This window comes from Lapidilactobacillus salsurivasis (assembly GCF_054785215.1).
In genome coordinates this window covers 172213-196736 of sequence record NZ_BAAABI010000003.1, presented here as the reverse complement: position 1 = coordinate 196736, position 24524 = coordinate 172213, and the positions used below count along the sequence as shown (strand labels likewise).

Annotated in this window: 26 protein-coding genes and 2 pseudogenes; 14 read left to right on the top strand and 14 right to left on the bottom strand. The window is 45.5% G+C overall.

What is annotated here, in order from left to right; all coding sequences use genetic code 11:
- Window positions 1-43: 43 nt before the first annotated feature.
- The 5 genes from ACYVSB_RS05000 to ACYVSB_RS04980 all read left to right on the top strand — a co-directional run bounded on the left by ACYVSB_RS05000 (window position 44) and on the right by ACYVSB_RS04980 (window position 5157).
- Entirely contained in the window at window positions 44-1645 is a 1602-nt protein-coding gene (locus ACYVSB_RS05000) for a type 2 periplasmic-binding domain-containing protein (RefSeq protein ID WP_125599366.1), read from the top strand.
- A 42-nt stretch (window positions 1646-1687) separates the two neighbouring features.
- Window positions 1688-2275, top strand: a complete 588-nt coding sequence (locus ACYVSB_RS04995) for a DUF624 domain-containing protein (protein ID WP_125599369.1) — start codon at window positions 1688-1690, stop codon at window positions 2273-2275.
- A complete protein-coding gene (locus ACYVSB_RS04990) occupies window positions 2272-3162 on the top strand; it encodes an acetylxylan esterase (RefSeq protein WP_125599372.1) in 891 nt (296 codons plus the stop codon). The genes ACYVSB_RS04995 and ACYVSB_RS04990 overlap by 4 nt, the downstream gene beginning before the upstream one ends.
- 28 nt (window positions 3163-3190) lie before the next feature.
- The gene (locus tag ACYVSB_RS04985; protein WP_461218661.1) at window positions 3191-3952 is read left to right on the top strand and encodes an endonuclease/exonuclease/phosphatase family protein; all 762 of its coding nucleotides are present in this window, start codon (window positions 3191-3193) and stop codon (window positions 3950-3952) included.
- 230 nt (window positions 3953-4182) lie between these two features.
- Complete coding sequence (locus tag ACYVSB_RS04980; protein WP_461218660.1) at window positions 4183-5157, top strand: LacI family DNA-binding transcriptional regulator; 975 nt, start codon at window positions 4183-4185, stop codon at window positions 5155-5157.
- Window positions 5158-5258: 101 nt separating this feature from the next.
- On the opposite strand, the gene ACYVSB_RS04975 is transcribed toward ACYVSB_RS04980, so the two are convergent.
- Window positions 5259-5732 carry a VOC family protein gene (locus ACYVSB_RS04975; RefSeq protein ID WP_461218659.1) on the bottom strand — a complete coding sequence of 158 codons (474 nt, stop codon included), beginning with the start codon at window positions 5730-5732 and terminating at the stop codon, window positions 5259-5261.
- A 144-nt stretch (window positions 5733-5876) separates the two neighbouring features.
- Window positions 5877-6332 carry an arsenate reductase/protein-tyrosine-phosphatase family protein gene (locus tag ACYVSB_RS04970; RefSeq protein WP_461218658.1) on the bottom strand — a complete coding sequence of 152 codons (456 nt, stop codon included), beginning with the start codon at window positions 6330-6332 and terminating at the stop codon, window positions 5877-5879.
- Window positions 6333-6726: 394 nt separating this feature from the next.
- On the opposite strand from ACYVSB_RS04970, the gene ACYVSB_RS04965 reads away from it, so the two are divergent.
- Window positions 6727-7335, top strand: a complete 609-nt coding sequence (locus tag ACYVSB_RS04965; protein ID WP_125599385.1) for a type IV toxin-antitoxin system AbiEi family antitoxin domain-containing protein — start codon at window positions 6727-6729, stop codon at window positions 7333-7335.
- Window positions 7332-8204 (top strand): nucleotidyl transferase AbiEii/AbiGii toxin family protein, encoded by an 873-nt coding sequence (locus ACYVSB_RS04960; RefSeq protein ID WP_461218657.1) that lies wholly within the window; start codon window positions 7332-7334, stop codon window positions 8202-8204. The genes ACYVSB_RS04965 and ACYVSB_RS04960 overlap by 4 nt, the downstream gene beginning before the upstream one ends.
- Window positions 8205-8253: 49 nt before the next feature.
- Here the strand turns inward: ACYVSB_RS04960 and ACYVSB_RS04955 are convergent, their stop codons facing one another.
- Window positions 8254-8376 carry a hypothetical protein gene (locus ACYVSB_RS04955; RefSeq protein WP_263853233.1) on the bottom strand — a complete coding sequence of 41 codons (123 nt, stop codon included), beginning with the start codon at window positions 8374-8376 and terminating at the stop codon, window positions 8254-8256.
- Between the two features lie 150 nt (window positions 8377-8526).
- On the opposite strand from ACYVSB_RS04955, the gene ACYVSB_RS04950 reads away from it, so the two are divergent.
- Both ACYVSB_RS04950 and ACYVSB_RS04945 read left to right on the top strand, forming a co-directional pair.
- On the top strand, window positions 8527-8808 hold the full coding sequence (locus tag ACYVSB_RS04950; RefSeq protein ID WP_461218656.1) for a type II toxin-antitoxin system Phd/YefM family antitoxin: 282 nt from the start codon (window positions 8527-8529) through the stop codon (window positions 8806-8808).
- Window positions 8789-9047: pseudogene (locus tag ACYVSB_RS04945) on the top strand (Txe/YoeB family addiction module toxin). Before ACYVSB_RS04950 ends, ACYVSB_RS04945 begins: the two are co-directional and overlap by 20 nt.
- A 116-nt stretch (window positions 9048-9163) precedes the next feature.
- On the opposite strand, the gene ACYVSB_RS04940 reads toward ACYVSB_RS04945, so the two are convergent.
- Window positions 9164-9694 (bottom strand): helix-turn-helix domain-containing protein, encoded by a 531-nt coding sequence (locus ACYVSB_RS04940; protein WP_125599391.1) that lies wholly within the window; start codon window positions 9692-9694, stop codon window positions 9164-9166.
- Between the two features lie 70 nt (window positions 9695-9764).
- Window positions 9765-9917 (bottom strand): annotated as a pseudogene (locus tag ACYVSB_RS04935) (ParA family protein); the annotation flags it as partial.
- 212 nt (window positions 9918-10129) lie between these two features.
- Here ACYVSB_RS04935 and mazE point away from each other — a divergent pair.
- Window positions 10130-10354, top strand: a complete 225-nt coding sequence (gene mazE / locus ACYVSB_RS04930) for a type II toxin-antitoxin system PemI/MazE family antitoxin (protein WP_461218655.1) — start codon at window positions 10130-10132, stop codon at window positions 10352-10354.
- The gene (locus ACYVSB_RS04925) at window positions 10354-10491 is read left to right on the top strand and encodes a hypothetical protein (RefSeq protein ID WP_461218654.1); all 138 of its coding nucleotides are present in this window, start codon (window positions 10354-10356) and stop codon (window positions 10489-10491) included. Before mazE ends, ACYVSB_RS04925 begins: the two co-directional genes overlap by 1 nt.
- A gap of 689 nt (window positions 10492-11180) precedes the next feature.
- On the opposite strand, the gene ACYVSB_RS04920 is transcribed toward ACYVSB_RS04925, so the two are convergent.
- The 8 genes from ACYVSB_RS04920 to ACYVSB_RS04885 form a co-directional block, all read right to left on the bottom strand.
- A complete protein-coding gene (locus ACYVSB_RS04920; protein ID WP_125599397.1) occupies window positions 11181-11402 on the bottom strand; it encodes a P8 family protein in 222 nt (73 codons plus the stop codon).
- 340 nt (window positions 11403-11742) lie between these two features.
- Window positions 11743-12714 (bottom strand): CehA/McbA family metallohydrolase, encoded by a 972-nt coding sequence (locus tag ACYVSB_RS04915; RefSeq protein WP_125599399.1) that lies wholly within the window; start codon window positions 12712-12714, stop codon window positions 11743-11745.
- Entirely contained in the window at window positions 12715-13161 is a 447-nt protein-coding gene (locus ACYVSB_RS04910; protein ID WP_125599402.1) for a hypothetical protein, read from the bottom strand. It abuts the gene before it with no gap.
- Window positions 13162-13203: 42 nt separating this feature from the next.
- Window positions 13204-14343, bottom strand: a complete 1140-nt coding sequence (locus ACYVSB_RS04905) for an ABC transporter permease (RefSeq protein WP_225422178.1) — start codon at window positions 14341-14343, stop codon at window positions 13204-13206.
- Window positions 14340-15518 (bottom strand): extracellular solute-binding protein, encoded by a 1179-nt coding sequence (locus tag ACYVSB_RS04900; protein ID WP_461218653.1) that lies wholly within the window; start codon window positions 15516-15518, stop codon window positions 14340-14342. Before ACYVSB_RS04900 ends, ACYVSB_RS04905 begins: the two co-directional genes overlap by 4 nt.
- Window positions 15519-15815: 297 nt before the next feature.
- Window positions 15816-16808, bottom strand: coding sequence for an ABC transporter ATP-binding protein (locus ACYVSB_RS04895; RefSeq protein WP_461218652.1), 993 nt, complete (start codon window positions 16806-16808; stop codon window positions 15816-15818).
- 26 nt (window positions 16809-16834) lie between these two features.
- The gene (locus tag ACYVSB_RS04890; RefSeq protein ID WP_461218651.1) at window positions 16835-17671 is read right to left on the bottom strand and encodes an ABC transporter permease; all 837 of its coding nucleotides are present in this window, start codon (window positions 17669-17671) and stop codon (window positions 16835-16837) included.
- A 322-nt stretch (window positions 17672-17993) separates the two neighbouring features.
- The gene (locus ACYVSB_RS04885) at window positions 17994-19136 is read right to left on the bottom strand and encodes a DNA cytosine methyltransferase (RefSeq protein ID WP_461218650.1); all 1143 of its coding nucleotides are present in this window, start codon (window positions 19134-19136) and stop codon (window positions 17994-17996) included.
- A gap of 173 nt (window positions 19137-19309) precedes the next feature.
- Here ACYVSB_RS04885 and ACYVSB_RS04880 point away from each other — a divergent pair, with 173 nt between their 5' ends.
- The 3 genes from ACYVSB_RS04880 to ACYVSB_RS04870 all read left to right on the top strand — a co-directional run bounded on the left by ACYVSB_RS04880 (window position 19310) and on the right by ACYVSB_RS04870 (window position 23718).
- Window positions 19310-20524, top strand: a complete 1215-nt coding sequence (locus ACYVSB_RS04880; protein ID WP_461218649.1) for a restriction endonuclease PLD domain-containing protein — start codon at window positions 19310-19312, stop codon at window positions 20522-20524.
- Window position 20525: 1 nt separating this feature from the next.
- A complete protein-coding gene (locus tag ACYVSB_RS04875; RefSeq protein ID WP_461218648.1) occupies window positions 20526-22379 on the top strand; it encodes a Z1 domain-containing protein in 1854 nt (617 codons plus the stop codon).
- Between the two features lie 235 nt (window positions 22380-22614).
- Entirely contained in the window at window positions 22615-23718 is a 1104-nt protein-coding gene (locus tag ACYVSB_RS04870; protein WP_461218744.1) for an IS1634 family transposase, read from the top strand.
- A gap of 24 nt (window positions 23719-23742) precedes the next feature.
- Here ACYVSB_RS04870 and ACYVSB_RS04865 read toward each other — a convergent pair whose 3' ends face one another.
- Window positions 23743-24366 (bottom strand): hypothetical protein, encoded by a 624-nt coding sequence (locus ACYVSB_RS04865; RefSeq protein WP_461218647.1) that lies wholly within the window; start codon window positions 24364-24366, stop codon window positions 23743-23745.
- Window positions 24367-24524 lie beyond the last annotated feature (158 nt).

Sequence of the window (24524 nt, the reverse complement as noted above, 5' to 3'; positions counted from 1 at the left end):
GTTTAAGGGTTAATAAAATAGCATTAAGAAAGTGGGAGAATCAATGAAAAAATTAATCTATGGTTTAGCGGCGATCGTTGCAACGTTAGGGCTAAGCGCTTGTGGCAGCAACAAAGATTCAGGTAGCAATTCTGATTTCTCGATCAAGGATCGTTACACCTTGAATGCGAACAAGCCAGCGTGGAAATTAGACAAGAAGAAAAAGACCACTGATATTACTTGGTACATCAACTCAGATTGGACGGCTTTACCATTCGGGAAAGATGTGACGACGGCGCAGATCAAGAAGGATCTGAACATCAATGTTAAATTCATCACCGGTGATGATTCGAAACTGAACGCGATGATCTCTGGCGGTGATATGCCAGACATCGTAACGTTGATGGACAAGACCAGTCAAGCAGCTGAAAAGGCCAATAGTTGGGCCTCTTCATTAAACGATTTGGCTAAGAAGTATGATCCTTACTTTACGAAAGTAGCCAATAAAGATACGATGAAATGGTTCTCCTTATCAGATGGGAAAACATATGGCTATCCTAACTACTCGAACACGAAGAAAGATTATGAAAGCGGCACGATCCCAGTCAATGATAACTTCGTGATTCGCGAAGACGTCTACGACGCTTTGGGCAAGCCTGATTTCACGACACCAGAAGGGTTCGTCAAGTCATTGAACGCGATCAAAGCGAAGTATCCTGATCTAACGCCATTTGGTTTCACAACCGTTGGCGATGGCGCCGGTCCTTTCACTGACAAATTACAAGATTTCTTAGGGGTACCACTAGAGAAGAAGAATGGTTCGTTCTATGATCGTAACCTGGATCCTGAATATGTTAGCTGGTTAAAGGCCTTGAACCAAGCGTATCGTGATAAGAATATCGTTGATGATAGCTTCACTGACGATGGCGCAACTTATGACCAAAAGGTTAAACAAGGTGATTATGCGGTTATGTTAGTTGCCGGAACAAGTGGTCAAGGTGGTAACTACACGGACTTCATGAAGAACTCCAAGACTCGTTACATCGCAATCGACGGACCTTCAAGCACATCAGGACGGAAAGCAACTTTGAGCCAAACGGGTATTTCCGGTTGGTTGATCAACTACATTACTAAAGATGCGAAAGACCCTGCTAAAGTCATGGAATTGTTTACTTATTTAATCGACAAACCAGGACAGATCTTAACCAAATATGGGATCGAAGGGGTTACTTATAAGTACAACGATGCTGGCAAGATCGAATACCTGCCTGAAGTCAAAGCGTTAGAGAAGAGCGACAACGATGCTTACAACAAGAAATATGGGATCAGCCGCTTCAACTACTTCAATAACGACCGGATGAATGCCCTCAAAGCACCTGAAGAATCCGCTTTGACGCAAATGCAACAATGGGGCAAGGGCAAGCTTTATCCACACTTTGTCATTGAAAACATCAAGCCACAAGCTGGCACACCAGCAGCACGGTCCTACGATCAAGTTCAGACTAAGTTGAATAGTACAGTGATCTCCCTGATCCGGGCTAAGGATGACAATGGTTTCGATAGCACGTTATCAAGTTATCGCTCATTCTTAAAGCAGAACAAGTGGAGTGACATCGAGAAAACACTGACTAAGAACATGAAAGAGAACCGTTCTAAGTTGAACTAAAGGAGTTGAAAACGGAAGTGTCCAGGGACACTTGCGGATAATATGAAACGAATCTTTTCAATCGAAGGGCCATATTACCGAATCATGGCATTTATCACCGATCTATTTATGGTCAACCTCTTGTTCCTGATCTCATGTTTGACGGTCGTCTTTAGCGGTGCGGGGCTGATTGCCCTCTATCAAGCCGCTCAGCGATTGTTGCGGGGAAATACGGAAGGGGTCGTGCAACTATTCATTGCTGAAGTCCGGGCCAACTTGCGCCGGGGATTGAAATTATTAGGCATTGTCGGTGGTGTGATCGCAAGTACCTTGACGCTTTTGTATCTCCTTTCGTTGCTTAGTCCACTGGTGGCGCCGATTTTGATTTTCGTCTTGGCGGCGATCCTCTTGATTCTGGCAACATTCATGTTGGTCTTTTCCTCAACAACGGCAACGGTCCAACGGGCTTTCGATCGGTCGATCTACTTGGTTTTCCGTCACATCGTCGCGAGCATTGCTATTCTCTTGATCCCGGCGTTGACAATTTGGTTGATCGGTAAGTTTGGCTTTTATTTAGAATTTTGTTTTGGACCAGCGTTGGCCTGTCTGGCACAAGTATTTTTTGTAGAAAAGGTCGAGATTAAGCTATGAGAGAAAAACAAGAATTCTGGGCGGGGGTTCAGGCCGAACTCGCCGTGCTCGATCCGGCGGTTGAACTAAAACCGGCGCAGTATCAGTCGACAGCCTTCAACATTCAGGCGATCTCATTCACCAGCTTGTACGCAGAGCGGATCCGAGGGATTCTGATCGCACCTAAAACAACCGCGAAAGTGCCGCTGGTCATTGATTATTTGGGATATACCAATTTCATCAGTGATCCTACACAGTTCTATCATTGGCCGGCGGTGGGGTGTGCGTGTTTGGTGATCGATAATCGGGGTCAGGGTGGTGCCACACTCGATCAACAGCCCTATGCGATCACATTTGGCACGACACCGATGGGCCAAGGGTTCTTGGATCCTCAAGATTTCTATATGAAACGCGTCGTGGCGGATCATTTACTTGAAGTCCAAGTTGGCCGCGATCTACCGATGATCGATGCTGATCGCATCTTCCTGCGTGGCGGTAGCCAAGGCGGTGGGTTGGCGGTGATGGTCGGCGCGTTGACACCGATCAAACTAAAGGCGATTTTTGCTGATGTGCCGAGTCAATCTAATTTGGTTGAGCGCATCAAAGAGCGCGCCGGTTCTTATGGGGTTCTAGGGGATTATCTTGAACTTCACCCTGAGGATCAGGAAAAGGTTTTCGCGATGATCCGCTACTTCGATACTCAATATTTCGCTAGCCAAATCAGCGCGCCTATCTACTGTTCGGTTGGTGACCAGGATACGACCTGTCCACCTGCGGATTTTCAGGTGACCTATGATCGGATCACAGCACCGAAAGAACTCAAAGTTTATCACGGCCATGCTCATGAAGGTGGCGGTTTAGAACGATCAAAATGGGAAGTTGACCAAGTCTTGGCGTTGATCGACTAAAATAAGATGAAGAGGGTATTGTAGCGTGATGCGAGTAGCAACATATAATGTTCGGGTCGATACCGACTATGATCAGGATTGGCAATGGCGATTTAGGCAAGATAAGGTTTGTAGTTTGATAGCGTTCCATGACTGGGATCTGGTGGCGATCCAAGAAGTCCGTCCTAATCAAGTTCGCGATTTGACGCAACTAGACGCTTATTCGGTCCTGGCGCAAGAACGCGATGGCGATGGTACCGGAGAAGGCTTGGCCCTGCTGATCAAAAAAGCCAAGTATCACATTAGCGACCACGGCGCCTTCTGGTTATCGGAGACGCCGGAGCAACCAAGTATTCATCCCGATGCGGCTTATCGCCGGGTTTGTGTCTGGGCGATCGTCCAGGAACGTGCGACTGCTAAGGCCTCTCTGGTGGTCGATGTCCACTTGGATAACGAATCAGAGGTGGCCCGATATTCTGGGATGAAGGTGGTCTTACGGCAATTAGCGCAGCAGATCGCGGCTTATCCGACAATCATTTTAGGTGACTTTAACGCTGAGCCAGAGGAACGAGTCCACGGATTATTGGCGGAGAATTTCACCAATGCCAAGGCATTAGCGGACATTCCACATTATGGTCCCGTGGGTACATTCCAGAATTTCCAGTATAGCTTGCCTTGGTCGCAACTCGAGAAAATTGATTATATTTATACAAAAGGCTATGAAATCAAGGCGACCGGTGTGTTGACTGATTCGTTTGATAATAAGTACGCTTCGGATCATTTTCCATTGGAAGCTCGGTTAGTCAACTGAGGTAGTCTTGCTAGGGTAACCTCCCCAAGAAGTAGTGGCTGCATAGGCAGAGAGGTACTTGCGAGAATACCAAAAGGTTTGTAAGTAGTTGTGGGGGCGATTCTGAGAATGCAGTCAGTTGCATTCAAAGAACCTGCCCCTTTTGTGCTAATATTATCTCTAGTATGGTAATATTGTGTTATTCAGCGCATAGTCAACAAGTAAGAAATTAAAGTAAGGAGTTTTTGCCAGTGGTCGGAATAAGAGAAATAGCAAAGCATGCTGGTGTTTCAATTTCAACGGTGTCGTATGCGCTGAATGGGAATCCTAAGGTCACCGAAGAAACACGAGATCGCATTCTAGCGATTGCTAAAGAAATGCACTATACGCCTAATTTAGCGGGGCGCACGTTAAAGAAGCAGAAAACGAACATGATTGGTCTTTATGTCAATGGGTTCGGTGGTGACTTCTACAGTCATGTCATCGATGGTGTCGCCAGTGTTTTGAAGAAGAACAATTATGAATTGATCGTTGGGTCTGGCGGGAGTCGCTCACGAGCTTTCATTCCCCAGAAATTCGTCGATGGCGCGATTATTTTGGATGTGGCTTTTCCAACGGAGCTTGTCACCGATTATGCGGACGCGGGTAACCAAATCGTGATCATGGATCGTGATATTTCCCATGAGAATGTTTGCCGGGTCATGCTGGATAATAATGACGGTGCGGAGAAAGCCATTGCGGCCTTGGCAAGCGCGCAGGTCAAGCACTACGTTGTGGTCACCGGCCCAACTAATTCATACGACTCGCAGACGCGACTGAAAACGGCGATCCGTCAAGTTGAAAAGCAAGATGATCAATCAATTCTAGTCATTCCCAGCGATTTCACGATTCCAGGCGGGCGCAAAGCCGCGGAAATCATTTATAACATGGGCATGAAGGACGTTGGCATCTTCGCGTTGAACGATGAGCTGGCCATTGGGCTCTACGAAGGGTTCACGGCACATCATGTTACGGTTGGTGATAACGTTAAGATCGTCGGCTTTGATAATGACTTGCTGGGAACTTATCTCCAGCCCGGCTTGACCACAGTGGACTATTCTAAACATCAATGGGGTGAGCGAGCGGCGGAAACGTTACTGGCAATGATCAACGGCGAAGCGCCGCAACAGGATCAGTTTATCAATACCCGGGTGATCCATCGTGGCTCACTGGGTGAAGCTCAATAAAAGTTAGCAAAAAAGGAGTGATCAATTTTTTCGATTGATTACTCCTTTTATTGACGAATCTAAACGTGGCAAGTCTAGGGCCTCAAGCCGTGGACACTTTGTTACCCTAAGGCTGCCAGCGTGGCGATGTCGATCTTCTTCATCTGCATCAGCGCTTGGATCTGGGCGGGCGTTTGCGTTAGCGCGGCGATGTTGGCGGGGACGATCTGCCACGACAGACCGTAACGATCCTTGGCCCAGCCACATTGTTCGGCGGCGACCACGTGGGAAAGTTTGCCCCAATAGTAGTCGATCTCGGCCTGATCGGCGCAATCGATCGTGAAGGAGATTGCTTCATTGAATTGAAATTCCGGACCGCCATCCAAGGCGATGAAATCCTGGCCGTTCAAGCTGAAAACCGCGGTCAAAACTTTGTTGGTCATACCCTGAAAATGAACGTCCAAATTTTCATCGGGGTAATAGGTGATGCTGTCGATGTGAGAATCGGGGAAGAGACTAACGTAGTAGCGGACGGCCTCCTCGCAATCATTGTGGGCGAACCACAGACTAGGCACGATTTTGTTGCTGATGGGCATCTTGTTGCCTCCTTATTTGAAAACAGAGTGTGAGCCGACCTGGTCAGCTTCCGAGCATTAGCCTAGCAACGATTTTGGAGGCTGAACTTTGCCTCCGGAATCGTTGCGTAGCTAAGCGCAGAAGTCAGTTGCGTGCAGCACGTTTCAATCAAGCGCATCAATAGCTGGATCCGTCTGCGGGGTCAGCGGCGTCAACGGAAGCTGGTCTTGCTGGATCCGTTTTTGTAAATCGAGGATCTTGGCGGCGATGGTTTCGGCGCAGGCGCGATAGACCGCGGGGGATTGGCCGGTGGGATCGGCTAGGCCCCAGTCCTCGCGGTAGCGGCAAGGGACCATGGGGCAATCAACTTCACAGCCCATGGTGATGACGATGTCCAGCGCCGGCAATTGCGCCAAAGGTTTGGAGAATTGGGCGGACAGATCCAGCTGATACAAGTCAGCCATGGTGCGCGCCGCTTGTGGGTCGATCCGCGCCGCCACCGTGGTTCCAGCGGAGAAACTGTTGAACGTCGCGCCGGCCAAGTGCCGCCCCAGCGCTTCGGCCATTTGACTCCGACAAGCATTGTGCACACAGATAAAACCAACATTCAATTTTGACAAACAGGCCACCTCACCAGTGAAAATTTTTGGGGAACTTACACCCTTGATTTTACAGAAATTGGTGGATTTTACCAGTGATAATAGCTGGTAAAATCAAGCTGGTGCCGCTGGCGGCAAAAAACGTCTGTTCCCTAAATCTGACAATTTCGAATACAGGTGATAATATTTCGAATGGCTGTTGATCGATTCTCGTCAAGGCGTTTATGGATTCGCTGATATTTGCTGTCTGGGAGCTGAGTGGAAATCTATTTTGCGAAGTCGTTTTTGGCTTATTTTTGGTGGCTCTTGTCATATGTACGCTTGCAGGGAGCCTAATTGAAAAAATAACCGGCTTATTCTGCTAATTGCAACCTTTTTCATGATATACTAACTATGGAAAAGGAGTTAGTATATCATGAAAAATCAATTCGCAAAGGTTGCCGCCTTAAAAAATGACTACACAACATTCACACTTGCAACCGCGACAAAATATGGCTTAACCAGGTATGGTCTGGCCGGCCTAATTCGGGACGGTGTGCTAACAAAGACCGCCACCAATACCTACGTTTTTGCGGACTACTTAGAAGATGACCTGGCATTGACAACGCAGATTTACCAAACTGCGGTTATCTCCGGAATCACGGCATTGATTTTATATGATCTAACCGATGAGATGCCCTGGATCTATGATTTAACTTTTCCCAAAGGCTACCACCCCAATGCGGAGATCCTCGCGCGCCGCTATATTCTGCCACATTACCGAACGAATGACTACTACACGGCCGGAATCACGACAGCGCGTACGCCCAATGGCAATTTAGTGCGCGCATACAGTGTTGAGCGCACACTATTGGACGTTTGGCAGGATAAAAAAATCGAAGCCTATATCCAAAACGATGCTTGCCAACGATACTTGGAATCTGAATACTTCAATTACAATAGCATGCTCACATTAGAAAAATTACAACAAAAGCTGTATCCGGAAAGCAGCTTATTACGAGTTTTGGAGCTGATCAAACAATGAGTAATAATCGAAGGCTAGATCAAATCAACCAAAGAGCGAATGATTTGGGATTACCAAAACAATATTTTCAAAAGCTTTATTTCATTGAACGTTTTCTTGATAATATTTCAAATTCTTCTTATAAAGATGATTTTATTTTGAAAGGTGGCTTTGAATTACAGAGTTTATTAGGCGTGACTCACAGGATGACTGAAGATTTAGATACGACCTTGAATCGGCATGATTTGAATCCGGATAATGTAATAAAGGTTTTGACTGATATTTGCCTGGTCAGTCAAAATTCAGATGTTCAATTCAGCATCAGGAGCCTCAAGCCAGAAATGGATGAAAATCGCTATCCTGGTTTACGAGCAACGATTGCCGTAAAGATGGGCGAAGTTAAAAACTCGTTCAAACTTGATATTTCAACGGGTGATTTGATTATACCCGAACCAATAAAACTTAATTACCATGGTTCATTGAATGATACAAAACCATTCCAGGTATGGGCATTCCCACCAACACAAATTATTGCGGATAAACTAACGGCACTCGTAAAATTTGGGAGAATCAATTCACGCGCCAAAGATTTATTCGACTTCTATGCTCTGAAAAATTCCGATTTTGGGAAGGTCAACGCGTTGGATCTTTTAGAAGCATACCAGGGAAAATCACAAAATATCGGTCTAACGACGGCCATCAGCGATATTCCGAAACAAGTTGAACTGCTTCGTTCGTCAGTTGGCTTACAAAAATCATGGACAAATTACCAGGGAAGAAGACCCTACGCATCAGAAATCAGTTTTGACGACACCTTATCAGCCGCAGCGAGCTACGCCAATATGCTAGATATAGCAAATAAGAAAGTGGTCTCGAATCAGAAAAAATGATGACCTATCTTTGTAACTGGCACACTACTAAGGGGGGAACGACAGCTGACTATGAAAACTCAGGTAATGGCTGCAATGGACCTTTGACGATCAACATATCGTTATTCTTGCCATTTTCATAATCAATGATTTCTTCAACATTCTTGATTAAATTACTTTTCTCTTCTGCCATTTTTACGTTCCTTTCTGATTTGTTAGCTATTTTTCTTTTTTGACGAGTTTGCTTGTTTTAGCAATGGCGCGATTTTTAATGAATGTAAGTACCACATTCTGTGCATTGTACTTCTTGTTGGACAATATAATTACCGAAGGGGCTGATTTAATGGATGCAGTATCTTACAGCGGGTTCCGCAAAAATCTAAAGTCATTTATGACCATGGTCAATCGAGATTCTGTGGCGCTAATAGTCACAGCCGAGGATCCCGAGGACACCGTCGTAGTCATGAGCAAACGAGATTACGATTCAATGCAGGAAACGATGTATCTGCTGAGTAACCGTACCGTTATGGAACGGATCCGCCGGGGTGACGCGCAAATTGTCGCTGGCAAGGGCACCAAACATGAGCTGCTAGAGGACGACAACGATGATTACATCTGGGACTGATGATGCCTGGGAAGACTACATGTATTGGTATGATCAGAACGATAAGGCGACAAAACGAAAAAATCAACTGTCTTATCAAGTCGATTGATGCGATGCCGTTTGAAGGCATTGGCAAACCAGAAGCACTGCGTTTTGAACTGCAAGGTAAGTGGTCACGCAGGATTACCCGGGAAGATCGTTTAGTTTACAGTATCGATGGCGAGACCATCGCTATTTTCTCATGTCGGGATCATTACTAAATTTATCCGAGTTACCAAGCATTCCCCCTGAGGAGTGCTTTTTGTGCATCGAGGAGCCGGGAGCTGTCCCACTTAAATTGTTCGGTTCACTTTGGATCATTTCCACTAACATTTTTTTATTTGGATTGTTTTAATCTTAACTTTGCTTCATTTGAGTTCAGTAGTTTGATCTGATATAACATAGCAATATCAGTTTTTAAATTTTCTTCTTCTTTATTACTATCAATAGAATTAAAAATTCTGTTAATTATCCAAACAACTGGTGTACCCAGACCAGCAGTTCCCAAGTTAAAACCTAACTGCTCGTTCTCTGAAAGTGTACTCTTTTTAATATCTTTAAGAATTGAGTTGAATTCACCTTGGATAATAAATTCATCTTCTTGTTCTTTTACTTTTTGTCGAATTTCTTTTAAATTAGACGCAGTATACAGCAAATCACTATCTCTAATAGTCAATAATTGGTCTAATACTTCTCCGGGAGAATGGTTAGTGCCTTTGGAGATAGCGATCAGAGTTTTTCCTGAATAAGTTTCTGGGTCTCGTTTTGATGCTTTTGATAAAGTTTGCTCTGATATTCCAACTTTTTTTGATAAATCATATCTAGTCAGACCATTTTGTTTCAAAAAAATATCTAGTACATTTTTCATATAAAAACCTCCTATCATACTAAAATATATTTTAGTACAATGGGAGGTTTTTTGCCAATGCAAGCTAATATTTCGTACTTTGGGCTTGCGGGTCAGCAGCTACTACCAGTACTTTATAACCGCGTTCGGCAAGAACAAAAGGTAAGAAACGAGTGATTGTAGTTTTACCAACGCCACCCTTGGTATTGGCAACCGTAATGGTAAGCGGCCGTTTCAGCTGTATTTTTTTTCAGTCACAATTTTCCTCCAAACTTTATGTGTAAATGTGTAAATTTACAGATGTGTAAATGTGTAAGTGTGTAGATGTGTAAATCATCCATCGCCTAAGTATAACCGTCATTGGACCGGGACGAGTTTGCTTGTTTATCAATGGTGACTGCATCGCGGATAACCTGTATAATGTGTGGTACTAGGTTCAACACGGAGGTCGATTATATGTTAGAAGTCAAAACAGTATCTCGTGGTAATTCTCTGGCACTTAGTCTTCCGTCAAATTCTGGCTTTAAATGTGAGAAGGACCAACGCTGGTTAATGATTCCGTCTGCAGACGGGACATCCTTTACGCTGGTGCCACGAATTGAGGATCCATACGCAAGACCCGCAGCTGGTGAACCAATGGCTGAGGAATGGGCCGACGCTGATTTTAATGAGGTTGAATGATGACCGAATATCAGCTCAAGCAAAAAGATATTGTGTGGCTTGATTTGAACCCGCAAAAGGGCCGCAAGATTAAAAAATACCGTCCTGCTGGTATTAAGCGGTATTGTTTGCTTTATGATTTGTCTACTAAGCGGTAATGGTAGTGTTGCAGACGGTATGATTTTTGTTAATGCCATTCTGGCAATGATTAACGCATTTGCCAGTCCAGCATATAAAGCGATTGTCCCTGAAATCATGAGTAATGATGAGGTGTTGGGATTTAACGCTAACCTCGAAACAATTCACAAATAATAACAGTAACGGTACCCCTAGTAGCGGCACCAACACAAAAAAGACACCTTTCACTTAAACGAAAGGTGTCTTTTTAAACGTGCGCCACGCAAGTAATTGTAAAAGTGTAACTACCAACCACAATCGTCAATTACTTGGATCCCATCAATTGGACATCGCTTATCGATTGGCGGGAGTGCTTGAACGACTAAGTTAACGTTGAGCGCCCACAGTGAGCTTACCATGAATCGCGCCCAACTGCTGCTAATGCTCAGAAGCTAACCGGGTCGCTCCGCACTCTTTTTTTGAAACGTGCTGCGCGCAACTGACTGCTGTGCTTAACTACGCTAGGCTTCCGGAGGCGCAGACCAGCCTCCAAAATCCTAGCTAGGTTAATGCTCGCAGTCAACCCGTTGCGCTCCGCACTCTGTTTTGAAACGTGCTGCGAGGTGCAGACCGCTGCGCCTTAAAGTATCTGATTGCCCAATCTGCTGCGCAGCTTAGTCAATCAGATAAATTAATGCTCACGGTCTAACCGCACCTCTCCGCACTCTGACTATTTCTTCAAGTTCTTCTCGACGTAGTCTTTGATTTGGTCGTCGGTCATGTCCAGCATTGGCTTCATGGCCTCTTCAGTCTTGATTGTGTCACGATCATTTGCTTCCATGATATGGTCCCAAATGGCGTCGCGAATGACATCTTTGTCCTCGCTCCAATCGAATACCTCATTCATCCGCAGATTTAAAACTTCCGGTTCAGTTTGTTTGTAATCAGCCATCATGAATACCTCCTATTTTTGTTCACTTTCATTATAGGGCGCCTGGCGTAAAATGGCGTGAAAAACGCCTTGCGTTTTTCGCGGCGCTTTCCAGAAAAACGGCGTGGCACTAGGGCCACGCCGCAAAATTCTCTTTGAAAAAAGTTGACTAGATAGGTTGGCAGCCGGGTTCTCATCTCGCTTAGACTTGATGAAAAACTCGCTGGTCGTGAGCCGGTGGACAAGACCGCGGTCAACCGTCGCCTGTGTGGAGCTGACTAAAGCTGACTAACCGAAGCCGCCTGTTTAAATCGAACGACTCGGAGCTGTTTTCACAGCCTGGGGATTTGCGGCCGGGTTGTCAGCGCACGTAGAAGGGGTTGGCCAGCACCAGCAGTTGTTGCTGGGTTTGGCCGCGGGCGGTTCCCCAGAGTTCCACGCGCAGGTAGCCGACTTTTAGGAGGACAGGCAGTTCCAGCGGTGTATCTGGGGGCCAGGGAATGTCACAGCTGACGGTCTCGTTTTGGAAGATCCGGACCCGTTGCGCGGCAAAACCGAATTGGCGCATTTTGGCTTGGGCGGTCGCTTGAAACGTCAGTTGGACCAAGGCGGGACCGGTGGCCAAGGTGGCGCCCATTTCGTAGGTTTGGCCATTTTGGGTCAGGGCTAGGGTCAAGCGTGGGCCCAGGCTCAAGTAGAAATTACCTTGGGCCAAATTACGCAGGGCGTTGCTGGTGGTGCGTTCCTGACAGCCTAGGTATAACAACGCCGTGTTTTTGGTGGCGGGCTCATCGTCGTGCCAATCGCGACCGGCGCTGGCGGCGACTCGCTGGCCCGCCGCCAAACGGGTCAGCCACAGTTGGTAGGCTTGCTGACTGCGGCGACTTTGGTCCGGCGCGGCGCCGTTCCAAACTTCAACGAAATCCAATAATTGTTGATCATGGACGGGGAAATCCCAACGACAACCGGTACAAAGCGGGCTACCCACGGCATAAGGATGCGCGCAAGCGGTGATCCCGCCGACCGCCTTGAGTTGACGTAATGCGGCATCGATCGTGGCCGGGGTCACCGGACGCCAATCGACGAATTCCCGGGCGCCCCAAACCAATAAATGCCCGTAAAAAGTGGTCCATTCCATGCCGGGCAAAATCACCAGCTTTGTTGTTGCTGCCAATTTTTGACAGTCGCGTAACGCGGCGCTGGTGTTGTGGTCGGTGATCGCCAGGATCTCGTAACCGAACGCTTGGGCCTTAGCGAGTAATTCGGCGGTGGTGAAGTGGCCATCGCTGTGTTTCGTGTGGGCGTGCAATTCGGTCAAATAGTAGTCACTCATCTAAATCGCCTCGATCCGCAAGTTGACTTCAACCAAGTGGGAGCGCAGGCAATGGGTGCTTAACTGAACTTCCCAAGGGCCCGCCGCGATCTCGTGGGGAAGTAGCCCCCAAGAAGCCTGGTCGCCGGTTACCCACAGTTGCTGCGTGGCGCTTTTGTTATGGTAACAGCCCAGATAATCGGCCCCGCAAGCTAGCGAGACGGTGATCAGGTTGTCCAAGGGCAGGAAATCCGCCGCTTGGAGCTTTGCCCGTTCCGTGGCGGTGAACGCCGTTGGCAGGGCCGCCATGATCACCGGTAAGGCTTCGGCGGGGACCACTTGGCTGGGGGTGTAGCTGAAGGCAAGGCGCAATTCCTGATAAGATCGAGTTAAATGAAAAGGAACTTTGAGCTGACGGCGTTCGTCTTGCGGACTTAACCGCCATTGTTGCGTTAGAATCAAAGTCATCTTTTTCCCTCTTTTCAGCTGTCCTCACGCGGCTGGCGGGTGTTACTGCCGTTGCCGCAGATTATTCACGATATAAAAAGATGCGGATAATGAGCAGATCAGGAACATGATCACCGACAAAGCGGCGGTCCGTTCGTAATTAACATAATTGTTGAATTGGTCGAACAAGGCGATGCCTAACATTTTGGGATGATTGCCACCAATCAAGAATGGGGTGGTGAACGAACCCACATTCCCCATGAAAATAAACGTGGTCGCGATCAGGATTTCCTTGAAGGTGTTGGGCAGGACCACTTTGGCCAAAATCAGCAGCTTACCAGCGCCAATATCTGTCGCCGCCTCGATGCTGGCCGGCTTCAAAGCGCTTAAACTGGCCAACATGATCAAGGTAACGAAGGGGATGTTGTACCATAGATTCATCAGAATGATCCCCGATTCGTGATACATCAGCCCTGGCTTGAAATTGCCGCCCCACAGCCGACTGAGCCGATTGAGCACCCCGGCGTCGCGGATCACCATGATCAGCGAATAGGTCGCCACCAATCCTGGCACGAAACGCGGCACCACGGTCAAGGAACGTAGCCAGCGACTGACCCAACTAGGGCTGAAATGGAGATATAGCGCCAAGCCGTAACCCAGCACCATCGCCAAGGCCACCGTTGCCACCACGATCCGCAAAGTGAAGGCGAAATTATCCCGTTGCAGCGGATCGATGAAGAAATAACGATAATTGTCCCAAGTGAACCGTTGAGTCTTGCCGTCGCGGAAGCTCCGCAGGAACGTGTTGCCGATCGGGTAAACAATGAAGCCCATCACCAGCAAAAACGCGGGCAACGTTAGTAGATAGGGCAGACAACGCTGGCCCCAAAGTTTGACCAACCGCCGGCGCGCCGAAATTGGCCTGGCGTGGCTGGCTGTGTGGCTAGCGTGGCTACCTGCATTAGCGGTGGCGCTGACAGCATTAGTTGTGGAACCAATCGCGGGTTCAGTCGTAGCGTCAAGCGTTAGCGTTGTTGTTGTCGTAGATGTGCGGTCGTTGGTTACTTCCGGCTCTGCCGCGGCGGTGTTGGAATTGACGCTGTCGCACTCATGACGGAGATTTTTTTCCAGCTCCGCCTTGAGATTGTCCGCTAGACTACCATTGAGTTGGTCATTGAGGTCGTCATTCAGGCCGTCGTTCATTTGGCCAACGTCCCGATTTGCCGATCCCATTGCGCGGTCAGTTCGCTACCTAAGTCGCCGATACTGATGATCCGGAAATGGTCAATGTCCAATCCGGCCAAGCGTTTGGAGTTTTCTGACTGCAAGGTGCTGCTGTCAACGACTGGGATCGCCGCCATTTTATCCAGCAGGATTTGTTGGCCTTCCTTGCTGATCATGAAGTTCATCACCGCCTGCGCGCCTTCTGGGTTCGAGCCGACGCTAGGAATCGCCAAGCAGTCCACGTCGCCGGTAAAAGCAGGCGCCAACTGGGTCAATTTCACGGTTTCAGGCAAGCCGCCGTTCGCCAAATTAGTGATGGTCATGTCGGCCCAAGCGGGAATCATGTCCACTTCGCCATTGGCCAACAGATCCAAAGTCCCTTGGTTCTTGTTAGGATAAACCACTTTGCCGCCAGATTTGTACAAGTAAGGATGCAATTCTTTCAACAGATCGAAGCCCTTGTTCCATTCTTTCTGCCATTTTGGATCTGAATCAGACAAAGCCTTTTCCGGTAAAAAGTTGTACAGCGAAGATTGCACGAAGGAGCTACCAGAACCGCCAGAACCTGGAGTGTTGTAAGCGAAACGTCCAGGGTGCGACTTGATCCAAGTGTAAAGTTCTTGGGTGGTTTTCGGTGGCTTGGGTACCCGCTTTGAATCGTAAGCCAGCACCACGGTTGTGCCCCGGTATGGCATGATCACGCCCTTACCGTCAGAAACCTTGGTTTTGACGTTCTTGGCGTTAGGCACATTGCTTTCCTTGTAAGCCGTGAAAAAGTCCTTGCCGCCTTCTTTGACATAGGATGAAAAGCTACCGTCAGACATTAAAATCAGATCATACTTGGTGTTTTTCTGATTGGTTTTCTTCGCGGCCAACAGGCGGCTGGATAGGCTTTGCGCGCCACCGCCGGACATGATGAATTCCAATTTCATTTTATATTTCTTGCCGTTTTCACTCTTGTTGAAAGCTGTCACGATCGCTTCCATACTTTCCCGAACATTGTCAGAACCGCCGGCCCACAACGTTACCGTGGACGGACCCGCCGCCTTCTTCGTTTTCTCCGCGGAGGCCTTATTGGCGCATCCCGCCAACGCCCCCGTCAAGCAAAGCGCGGCCGCGCCTGCGGCTAACCATTGATACCATTTCTTTTTCAAAATAATTCTCCCCCTGATGTTTGCTAAAATGTTCCGTCTGTTTAGTTGTTAAAAGCGATTGTTTGCTAAAATGATTGTTTGCTAAAATGATTGGCTGGTAAAACTTGGTGTAGTCAAACGAGTTGGTTGGCAACAACTACTATTGTCAAACGAGTTGGCTGGCAAAATCCGTTCTTGTCAAAAAACTGGTCGCCCAAATCTATTGTTGTCAAACGAACTGGTTATCAAAATCTATTCTTGTCAAACAAGTTTGTTGTTAGATCAGTTGATCGTCAATCTGCGTCGCGTTCGCCGCGATCATGCGCCTGATTTCCCCGCGGTTAAGGCGGGCGCGCCATAAGTCTTGGCCTTGTTGACGGTGACGTAGACTTGTTGGCGCGGCTGGTATTGCGCCAGCGCCACCTTGTCGACGAAAATCTTCAACGGTTGTTCCTGATAGGTCAACGTGATGATGCCGTAATGACCGGCGCTGCTGACGTGCTCGATCTGGGCCAGGAAATCGCCGTGCTCCGCAGATAGCGTCGCGTCTTCAGGCCGAAAAGCCTGGACGTCCATGCCTTGATCGAGAAAATTCATTTCCCCAATGAAAGAAGCCGTGTAACGATTGATCGGATTTTCATAGATGTTTTGCGGTGTGTCGATCTGGGCGATGCTGCCCTTGTCCATGACCACGATGCGATCGGACAAAGCCATCGCCTCTTCTTGATCGTGAGTGACAAAGGCCACGGTCACGCCGGTTTCCCGCTGGATCCGTTTTAATTCTTCCCGCATTTGTTGGCGAATTTTCGCGTCCAAAGCGGAATAGGGTTCGTCCAGTAGCAACACGGAAGGCTCCAGCAAGAGCGAACGACCAATGGCAATCCGCTGTTGTTGCCCGCCAGAAAGTTGGCTAGGATACTTCTTGACCACTTCCGGCATCCGCAAAAGTTGCAACATGGCGGTGATTTTTTCGCGGATCTTACTTTTCGCCATTTTCCGCAGTTTCAGGCCGAACGCCAAGTTTTCATAAACAGTCATGTGGTCCCAAAGATTGTAACTTTGGAAAACCATACTGGTCGGCCGTTTGTTCGCCGGCAACTCGGTCACGTCCTGGCCATCGATCAGAATGTGGCCGGAATCGACGCCTTGAAAGCCGCCAAGACAGCGGAGAATCGTGCTTTTGCCACAGCCGGAAGGACCGAGCAGCGTCAAGATCTCGCCATTTCTGATTTCCAAATCAATGTCGCGGATGCCATCACCGTTTTCATAAACCTTGGAAATGTGATTGATTCTTACTTTGATTTCTGTCATAGTCGTGGTTCACTGGCGGCTGATGTTTACATCATGATGCCGCCAGAGAGGATCCCCTTTCCAAATAATTTGCGACAAACGAGCAAAATGATCACCGTGGGAATCAGCAACAACACGGAGAAAACCGCGCCGGCCATCGGTGGATAGTCCAAAATCATGCCGTACATCGAGGTGGCCATGGTTTTGACTTCGGGAAAGCCAACTAAAAGCGTGCCCTGCGCCTCTTCCAACGACCCCAGAAATGAGAACATCGCCGCTACCGCGATTCCCGGAAGCGCGATCGGCATGGTGATCGACAGGAACGTCCGTAACGGCCCCGCGCCCACATCCCGCGCCGCTTCTTCTTGTTGGATCCGGATTTTCTGAAAAGCGCCCGAAGGAATCCAGATCATGAAAAGCAACATGTTCAAAACGTGGATGATCACCACGCCCGTCAACGTTCCCATCAAATGAAACCGATAAAACAAAATGCCGATCGCCGTATACAGCCCGATTTTAGGGAAAGCGTTGGTCAACAAGAATGAAAACAGAAAGAAACTTTTCCCTTTAAATTGTAAACGCGCCACCGCATAAGCCGCGGGCAGGCAGATCACCAAGGAAATCGAGGTGGCGATCAAGGCAATCAACAACGAGTTCAACATCACTTGCAATAATTCCGGCTGACCCAGAATGTAGCGCCACCACTGCAAACCAAAGCGCGTCGGCAATAAATGCGGCGCCTGATAACGCTCGGCGAAGATCAGCATGGCCGTGTTCAACAACGGCCCGAAAAAGAATAGAAAGAAAACAATGAAAATCAACGAATCAATCACGTATTTCTTTCCGAAAGTATAAAAAATCCGCCTGGGACTTAGGTGCTTCATAAGTTCCTCCCCAATACAAAAACTGAATTTGGTCACACAATCAACCACCCGGTGGCTAAACTCAAACGACTGGCGCGCCAGTCGTGCCCTCCTTTCTGAAAACTGTTTATAATATTAAGCAATCAACGTAAAGTAATTGTAAACATTAGGTAAATTTGCTGTAAATCGCTGCCGCGAGAGCGACTGTTTTTCCCAGAGATTTGGGGAAGAAAAACCCCTCCTGCGCTGGTGGGCAGGAGGGGAGGAAAGAGTAAACTAAACCGTATATTATATAGATTAGTTTTGTGCGTAGGCTATTGTTATTGGCAATTAATTTTAATGATTATGATTTAACGAGTGATGCTATTTCGGATCCACTGTTCCTAAAGAGGCTTCGGGTTTGCAATCGTGGTGTTGCGTCTACGTATGGATAGTCAACCTTAGCAAATGACTTTAATACTGCCTGCAATATGTGACGCATACCGGCTGGAGGAATTGCCATTCCAATTTGCTTGCGAACGGATTCTTTGCCACCAACAAAATAATAAGAGTCAGGAAATGTCTGCAAGCGTGCACGTTCGCGATTTGTTAATGCCCGATCTTCGGACCAATGGTACATATGTGTGCCGCCACCACCTGAACCGGTAACAGTATAAGATGGCTTATTTCTGTCCAGACGCTTATATATATTTGATAAGCGTGCACCCTTGACATTCAGACGAAGCTCGGGAGGAATACTGTGGGACCAAGCGTTTCCACCTTCTGGAATATATGACAGCATTTTGATCGTAGATTTATTGTGCTTGGTATATTCGTTGTTGTTTGCATCCTCAGGAATTGGTGGGACTGTCAGTGCAGTTTCGGCCGTTACAAAGTCTTCTGGGTTAGGTGTTGTGGGTTTTGGAACGCGAAAAATAATTCCATCGTTAGCTAAGTCGTTCCTTATTCCTACAATTATGATTCTATGTCGAGTTTGGGGTACTCCATACTCTTCGAATTTGTAAAAATTAGGAGTTAGTGTGTATCCTGCACCCATTAATGCCTTGATGATTTCAATAAAAGCATCGCCATCATTTGCTGAGGTTAATCCGCCTACATTCTCAGCAACAAAGACTTTAGGTTGATAGGTTTTAAGTGCTTCAACGCCATAAGTATAAAGAGGTCCGAATGTACCGTTCATGCCCTTCTGCTTACCTACAACGGAGAAATCATTACAGGGAAAGCCAAATATTAATGCATCGATATTCCCTAGCTTCTGACGGTTGGAAAGATCGAATTTACGAACGTCCATGCAATAAACAGTTTCTGCATGAATGTTTTCTAGAATATTAAGTTTATATGTGTTGACAGTGTCCTCATCGAAATCATTGGCCCAGGAATGCTGAAAGCCCCACTCTTCTCCATCTTTATCGACGAAATGGCTTGTCTTGGCTGCGTATGCTCCTCCACCTGGGCCAGAAAAAAGTTCTGCAGTTTTAAATATCATAATATTCTCCTTCTATCGTCCGAAAAAGCGAACATACGTTCCGGCTTATGCCTATGCTTTTGATTTTACGCCTTTTTTTAAATCTTTCAAGAGCCAAATTTATAATTTCTTAAGCACTATCACGCACCTTATTGTATGATTAAGTTAGAAGTCATTGTGAGGAGTGTGTCAAAATGAAGGTCTTATTTTCAAATATTCGTCCGGTTGCTGTGCCACCAAATCAAAACACGATTATAGAGATGTTTAATAAATTTGTGAGCGAGTCAGACGAGCTTCTTATTGCTGTCGGGTACGTTTCTGTTGGCGGACTTAGAGAGCTTGATAGAGTTGTCCGAAATAGTCAGGTTAAATCCATTACTTTAGTTATAGGCATGTATATAAATGACGGCATTCCTGAGAGCATTTTTAATGAAATTAGTAGCATACAAGAAGGCTGGCAACGTGATAATTTGGGATGTATTTATATGGTTCGTAACATGGAATATCATGGCAAATCATATACTTTTATTCGAAATGGAAATCCATATGCGACGATTATAGGATCTGCCAATCTAGGGGTAATTGCACCCGATGGAGGAAGCGCACGGCAATATGAACTTGCTGTAGCTATTAGGGAGCAGAATATTATTCAATCTGTGGTTGAACATGTTTCCAAGCTCATCCAAACAAGCACGGTTTCTGCTAATAAATTGACCGCTTTTAAGGTTCGCCATGAGCGTATTGAGGTACTAAAGGGTTATGAGGAAGTTACAGAGATTACCGAAGACGAGGAGAGCAAATATAAGGCTGATGAAACAGATCAAGTAATTCGGATACCGATCAAAGTTCCTGCATTTGACCGTCGATTTTCTAAAGAAAGAAAGGATTATGCAAAGTCTAATATAAATGTTTGTTATGGAAAAGGTAGAAAAAATACTGCTACAGGGAAAATTGATCCTCGGAGTTGGTATGAGGTACAAATTACAGTAGATAAGAAGATTGCACTTCAAGAAGAATATCCAAAGGAGCTTCCATTTTGGATTATCACGGATGATGGATACAAGTTTGAAGCACATACGACGGCGGATAATTATAAACAGTTGACTGCATATGGATCCGATCGAGTTTTTGGACGTTGGATAAAAGGCAGACTCGAGACTGCGGGTTATGTCAGTGGTGTAAGTAATGTTTTTGATGACACCCAAAAAATGGGTGTTATTACCAAAGAAATGCTTGATAGAGCAAAAATGCGAGTGCTTGTCATGACAAAAACAAGGATGCAAGAGTATGGAAGAGTATACTTGCGCAGACCGCCATCGTCTAGTAATGCAAAAGGAACGCTTGACAAGACAAAATGGACAATGAAGTTGTTGGATGTTTGGACAGTGCATTTTGAAGGAGATAAATAGATTGAACTATTTAGATAATTATATAAATCGCTTTCGGCTAAAAGGAAAGGATGAATTGGCGGAGTCAGTATCAAAGACAGCAAGGCATGTAGGAGATAAATATCTTAAGAAGTTTGATTTCTCTTCAGATCAGATTGGATTACTATTTGGAAATATCCAATCCGGGAAGACTGGACAGGTATTTGGGATTGCTTGCGAGGCGGCAGATGATGGTTTTTCTACATTCCTATTACTGACTACTGATAATAAATTATTGCAGGAGCAGACATACGAGCGGGCAAGAAATGATTTGACTGATTTTGTTGTTTGCTCAGAGGATGATGAGCAAAAGTTTCGAAGCCATGGTGCTGACCCTGTTTTGATCGTTTTGAAAAAGAATACACGTATTTTAAAATCGTGGGCGGGCATTTTGAGAAACTCAGCAATGTTAAAAGGAAATCCACTATTTATTATCGATGATGAGGCGGATGCTGCATCCTTAAATACAAAAGTTAATCAAGATTCTGTGTCTTCAATCAATAGGTATTTGTCAGAAATTCGTGATATTGCGCTGGCAAGTATTTATTTACAAGTAACGGGGACACCACAGTCACTGTTACTACAAACACAAGAATCAAATTGGCATCCATTATTTACACAGTACTTTGAGCCAGGACGGGCATATGTAGGAGGAGATTATTTCTTTCCCGTATCACCAAATGATCCAACTCCAAAATTTATCAGGTTTGTAGATGACGAGACACCGAGTGAAAGCGCATCACGAGTTGTTCTTCGGCATTTGATCGTGTCTGCGCAAACCTTACTTAGTGGAATACCAGTGTCTAATTGTTTGATACATCCTGGTATTGTAAGGTCTTCTCATTCTCGCTCACGAAAAGAAATTGAAAATGGAATTGCTAAATGGACATATGATCATGAAAGTGAGACTTTTCTTTCGGCATTTGATAGAGAGTATTCTTTGATGCACCCAGTTAATTCCATAAAAAAAACTAAGGAAGAATTGCTAATTAAAGTAAATCAGATGCTTAGACAACGAGAGTTTTCGATAATTACACTAAATGGTACCAGCAGTGATGGCAGTTCTGACTATGAATCTGGATGTAATTTCATTATTGGAGGAACTAATCTTGGAAGGGGCGTTACCTTTCGACAGCTGAATACTTTTTACTATACGAGATCGTCAAAACACCCTCAGGCGGACACAATGTGGCAACATTCGAGAATGTTTGGATACGATCGTGATCCGGGATTGGTGACAATGTTTTCAAGTCGTGCGCTATATAAGTTGTTTTCAGATATTAACGCCACGAATAATGCAATTATTAATCAAGTGAAAAGTGGACAAAGAGTTACGATTGCTTACCCCGAGGGATTAAATCCCACAAGGACAAATGTGTTGGATAAGTCATTACTTAATATCCTTGTTGGTGGTTCGAACCATTTCCCACTGGATCCAGTCAATGAGTCTGTTGAAGAGATTGATAAGTTGGTACAGAAATTTGGAAATCATGATCCCGCAACAGAAGTTAGTTTGAAATTCATAGTGCAGATGTTAGGACATATTAAGGCTGAAGATAGCTTCGGGATGGATGCTTACATTGATATGATCACAGCAAGATTAGCGGATAATCCATTGGCGCAAGGGTATCTATTAGTTAGACGTGACCGTAGTATCACACGTGCAAATCGAGCATTACTTTCGCCGGATGATTGGGCTGAATCTAATCAATATGAAGATAAATTTGTGCTCACGCTTTATCGAGTTATAGGGCAAAAAGAAAAGGGCTGGGCTGGTCACCCTGTGTGGGTGCCCAATATTAAGTTACCGAACATTAATAATTATTATATTATTTAGTGATACAAAGCATATACCTGTCACAGTTTTAGATCTGTTAATATCTTAGCGTTAGACTCTAGCGTAGACGAGTGAAGCGTTGTTAGGAGATGAGATTTATGGCGATGGACAACGGTGGTGCAATAGCTCAAAAGGGGTGTGACCTGAATTCCCAAAATACGTAACGATAAAAAACTGCTAAGACCGTGATCAATCAACAGTTTTAGCAGTTTTTCTCTTTCTTTTCCATCGTTATATTCATACTGAGGGAAGACGACAATATGACAACACCTCGATTTCTAGCTATTCCCAGGGACTAAAACAACTGCGCTTTGGTCGGAATAAGGAACATGACCAACTGGCACAGTTGAACTTACTCCTTGTCTTCGGTGAGGAGTCCGGATTGCCTTTCTATTATCGGAAACTTGCCGGAAATATTCCTGACGTGAAAACAAACCAAAAGCTACTAACTGATTTGGATGTGTTGGGTATTGATAAAGCTAAGTTGGTTATGGATCGAGGTTTCTATAGTGAATCCAATGTTAACGCAATACTTAGTCGACATTTGAAGTTCCTTGTCGGAGTACGTACCAGTTTACGTTTCGTACGCGCTATACTTGACCCAAATTTAGACACACTTTTGAGTTTTGAAAACTATGATGCAAATAGCGGAATCTATGGCATGACCGTGCGTACACAGTGGGAGTATCACAAAACACGCCCCACTCGGGGCGATACATTAAGTCAAAGTAAACGGGTCTATCTGCATCTGTACTGTAACAGTGACAAACGCGCCGAGGATCAGCGACGACTTGATGTGAAACTAGCAGGCCTTCAACAGGAACTAGAATCCGGCCATCGTGTTGAACGGCATAGCAAAGATTACGAGAAGTATTTTGACATCAAGGAAACACCAAAACACGGCCGCAAAGTGACACCAAAGAACGATGTAATCAAACAAGCCAAGCGATACTGCGGTTACTGGGTATTACTTACCAACGAACTAATGACCGCACAAGAAGCATTATATATTTATCGTACTAAAGATCTCATTGAGAAAGCGTTCGGCAATGTCAAGGAGCGCCTAAATGGCAGACGGTTGTTAGTGTCTTCTGAAAAGAGCTTAACCGGGAAACTATTCATCGAGTTTATTGCGTTGATTCTAGTTTCAAGCATCAACCACACGATGCAAGATAGGCGACAACTATATGAACACTACTCCATGCAGAGGCTACTAGATCGATTGGATGTGATTGAGCAGTTTTCCTCTCCTGGTCACTGTCCGCAGGTCGGTGAAATCCTCACTGATCAAGTAAACATCTATGAAAATTTTGGAATAGTGCCACCCAGCTCGTTATGAGTCACGGGAATCCAGGGTTCAGTGTTAGCCATTTAATCTCTCTTCAACATCAGCAAGGGATGCCAAGAGAGAATTAATATTATGCGAATCAATTCTGCCAAGATGGATTGTTGTCTTTTGCTCCTCTATTCGTTCAGATATGCTTACCCTGAGATTTACTACATCATCTTTTTTGATAATGGTGATATCCTTTAAATTGCTTATACGAACAAATTCTAACTGGATGAGTATTGATAGAAGATCCGCTACATTATTCTCAGCTACAATATACTTGTCGATTTTATAATTATTATTTAAATGTTTGAATAAACTTATCTTGGAAAAGAGTCCAGATGTTGACAGAGCCTCACGAGCAACATCGAAGTTAGTCTGCAAGACTCTTAGTATTTTATCCAGTTCTTTCTGGTTGTTTTGGTTATCGATTTCTTTAAGAGCTTGGTTTAATTCTGGAAAGCTGTTTGGAAGCGAAAGGTTATAATCGAGGAATTTTTCGGAAATATCTCGTGTTCCGGAAAGATTTGTTCTCTGAGCACTATAAGCTTCTATGATTTTGTCGTTCAGAGTATTGGCATATTCTTTATCAGTAAATATTAAATCATTTTCCTTTAAGTATTGAAAATGAGAACATATTCTAATTAGGTCATCCAAATCAAACTTGTTCTGATTGAGTTCTGTGATTACGGCTTCCTGTATATTTCTAAGTTGGATATCATTAAATCTCTGTGTATGTTTCCGAAACCTAGCCAGCTCGTTAACATGACTGGTTGCTGAAGAGGGGATAAATACTCTTTTCCATTCTGAAACAT

Bases quoted from the DNA above. Each gene is read 5' to 3' on its own strand.
- ACYVSB_RS04895 (WP_461218652.1), bottom strand. From the start codon at position 16,808: ATGACAGAAATCAAAGTAAGAATCAATCACATTTCCAAGGTTTATGAA.
- ACYVSB_RS04985 (WP_461218661.1), top strand. From the start codon at position 3,191: ATGCGAGTAGCAACATATAATGTTCGGGTCGATACCGACTATGATCAG.
- ACYVSB_RS04990 (WP_125599372.1), top strand. From the start codon at position 2,272: ATGAGAGAAAAACAAGAATTCTGGGCGGGGGTTCAGGCCGAACTCGCC.
- ACYVSB_RS04950 (WP_461218656.1), top strand. From the start codon at position 8,527: ATGGATGCAGTATCTTACAGCGGGTTCCGCAAAAATCTAAAGTCATTT.
- ACYVSB_RS04965 (WP_125599385.1), top strand. From the start codon at position 6,727: ATGAAAAATCAATTCGCAAAGGTTGCCGCCTTAAAAAATGACTACACA.
- ACYVSB_RS04955 (WP_263853233.1), bottom strand. From the start codon at position 8,376: ATGGCAGAAGAGAAAAGTAATTTAATCAAGAATGTTGAAGAAATCATT.
- ACYVSB_RS04890 (WP_461218651.1), bottom strand. From the start codon at position 17,671: ATGAAGCACCTAAGTCCCAGGCGGATTTTTTATACTTTCGGAAAGAAA.
- ACYVSB_RS04910 (WP_125599402.1), bottom strand. From the start codon at position 13,161: ATGACTTTGATTCTAACGCAACAATGGCGGTTAAGTCCGCAAGACGAA.
- ACYVSB_RS04880 (WP_461218649.1), top strand. From the start codon at position 19,310: ATGAAGGTCTTATTTTCAAATATTCGTCCGGTTGCTGTGCCACCAAAT.
- ACYVSB_RS04885 (WP_461218650.1), bottom strand. From the start codon at position 19,136: ATGATATTTAAAACTGCAGAACTTTTTTCTGGCCCAGGTGGAGGAGCA.
- ACYVSB_RS04915 (WP_125599399.1), bottom strand. From the start codon at position 12,714: ATGAGTGACTACTATTTGACCGAATTGCACGCCCACACGAAACACAGC.
- ACYVSB_RS04925 (WP_461218654.1), top strand. From the start codon at position 10,354: ATGACCGAATATCAGCTCAAGCAAAAAGATATTGTGTGGCTTGATTTG.
- ACYVSB_RS04920 (WP_125599397.1), bottom strand. From the start codon at position 11,402: ATGGCTGATTACAAACAAACTGAACCGGAAGTTTTAAATCTGCGGATG.
- ACYVSB_RS04975 (WP_461218659.1), bottom strand. From the start codon at position 5,732: ATGCCCATCAGCAACAAAATCGTGCCTAGTCTGTGGTTCGCCCACAAT.
- ACYVSB_RS04995 (WP_125599369.1), top strand. From the start codon at position 1,688: ATGAAACGAATCTTTTCAATCGAAGGGCCATATTACCGAATCATGGCA.
- ACYVSB_RS04960 (WP_461218657.1), top strand. From the start codon at position 7,332: ATGAGTAATAATCGAAGGCTAGATCAAATCAACCAAAGAGCGAATGAT.
- ACYVSB_RS04905 (WP_225422178.1), bottom strand. From the start codon at position 14,343: ATGAACGACGGCCTGAATGACGACCTCAATGACCAACTCAATGGTAGT.
- mazE (WP_461218655.1), top strand. From the start codon at position 10,130: ATGTTAGAAGTCAAAACAGTATCTCGTGGTAATTCTCTGGCACTTAGT.
- ACYVSB_RS05000 (WP_125599366.1), top strand. From the start codon at position 44: ATGAAAAAATTAATCTATGGTTTAGCGGCGATCGTTGCAACGTTAGGG.
- ACYVSB_RS04940 (WP_125599391.1), bottom strand. From the start codon at position 9,694: ATGAAAAATGTACTAGATATTTTTTTGAAACAAAATGGTCTGACTAGA.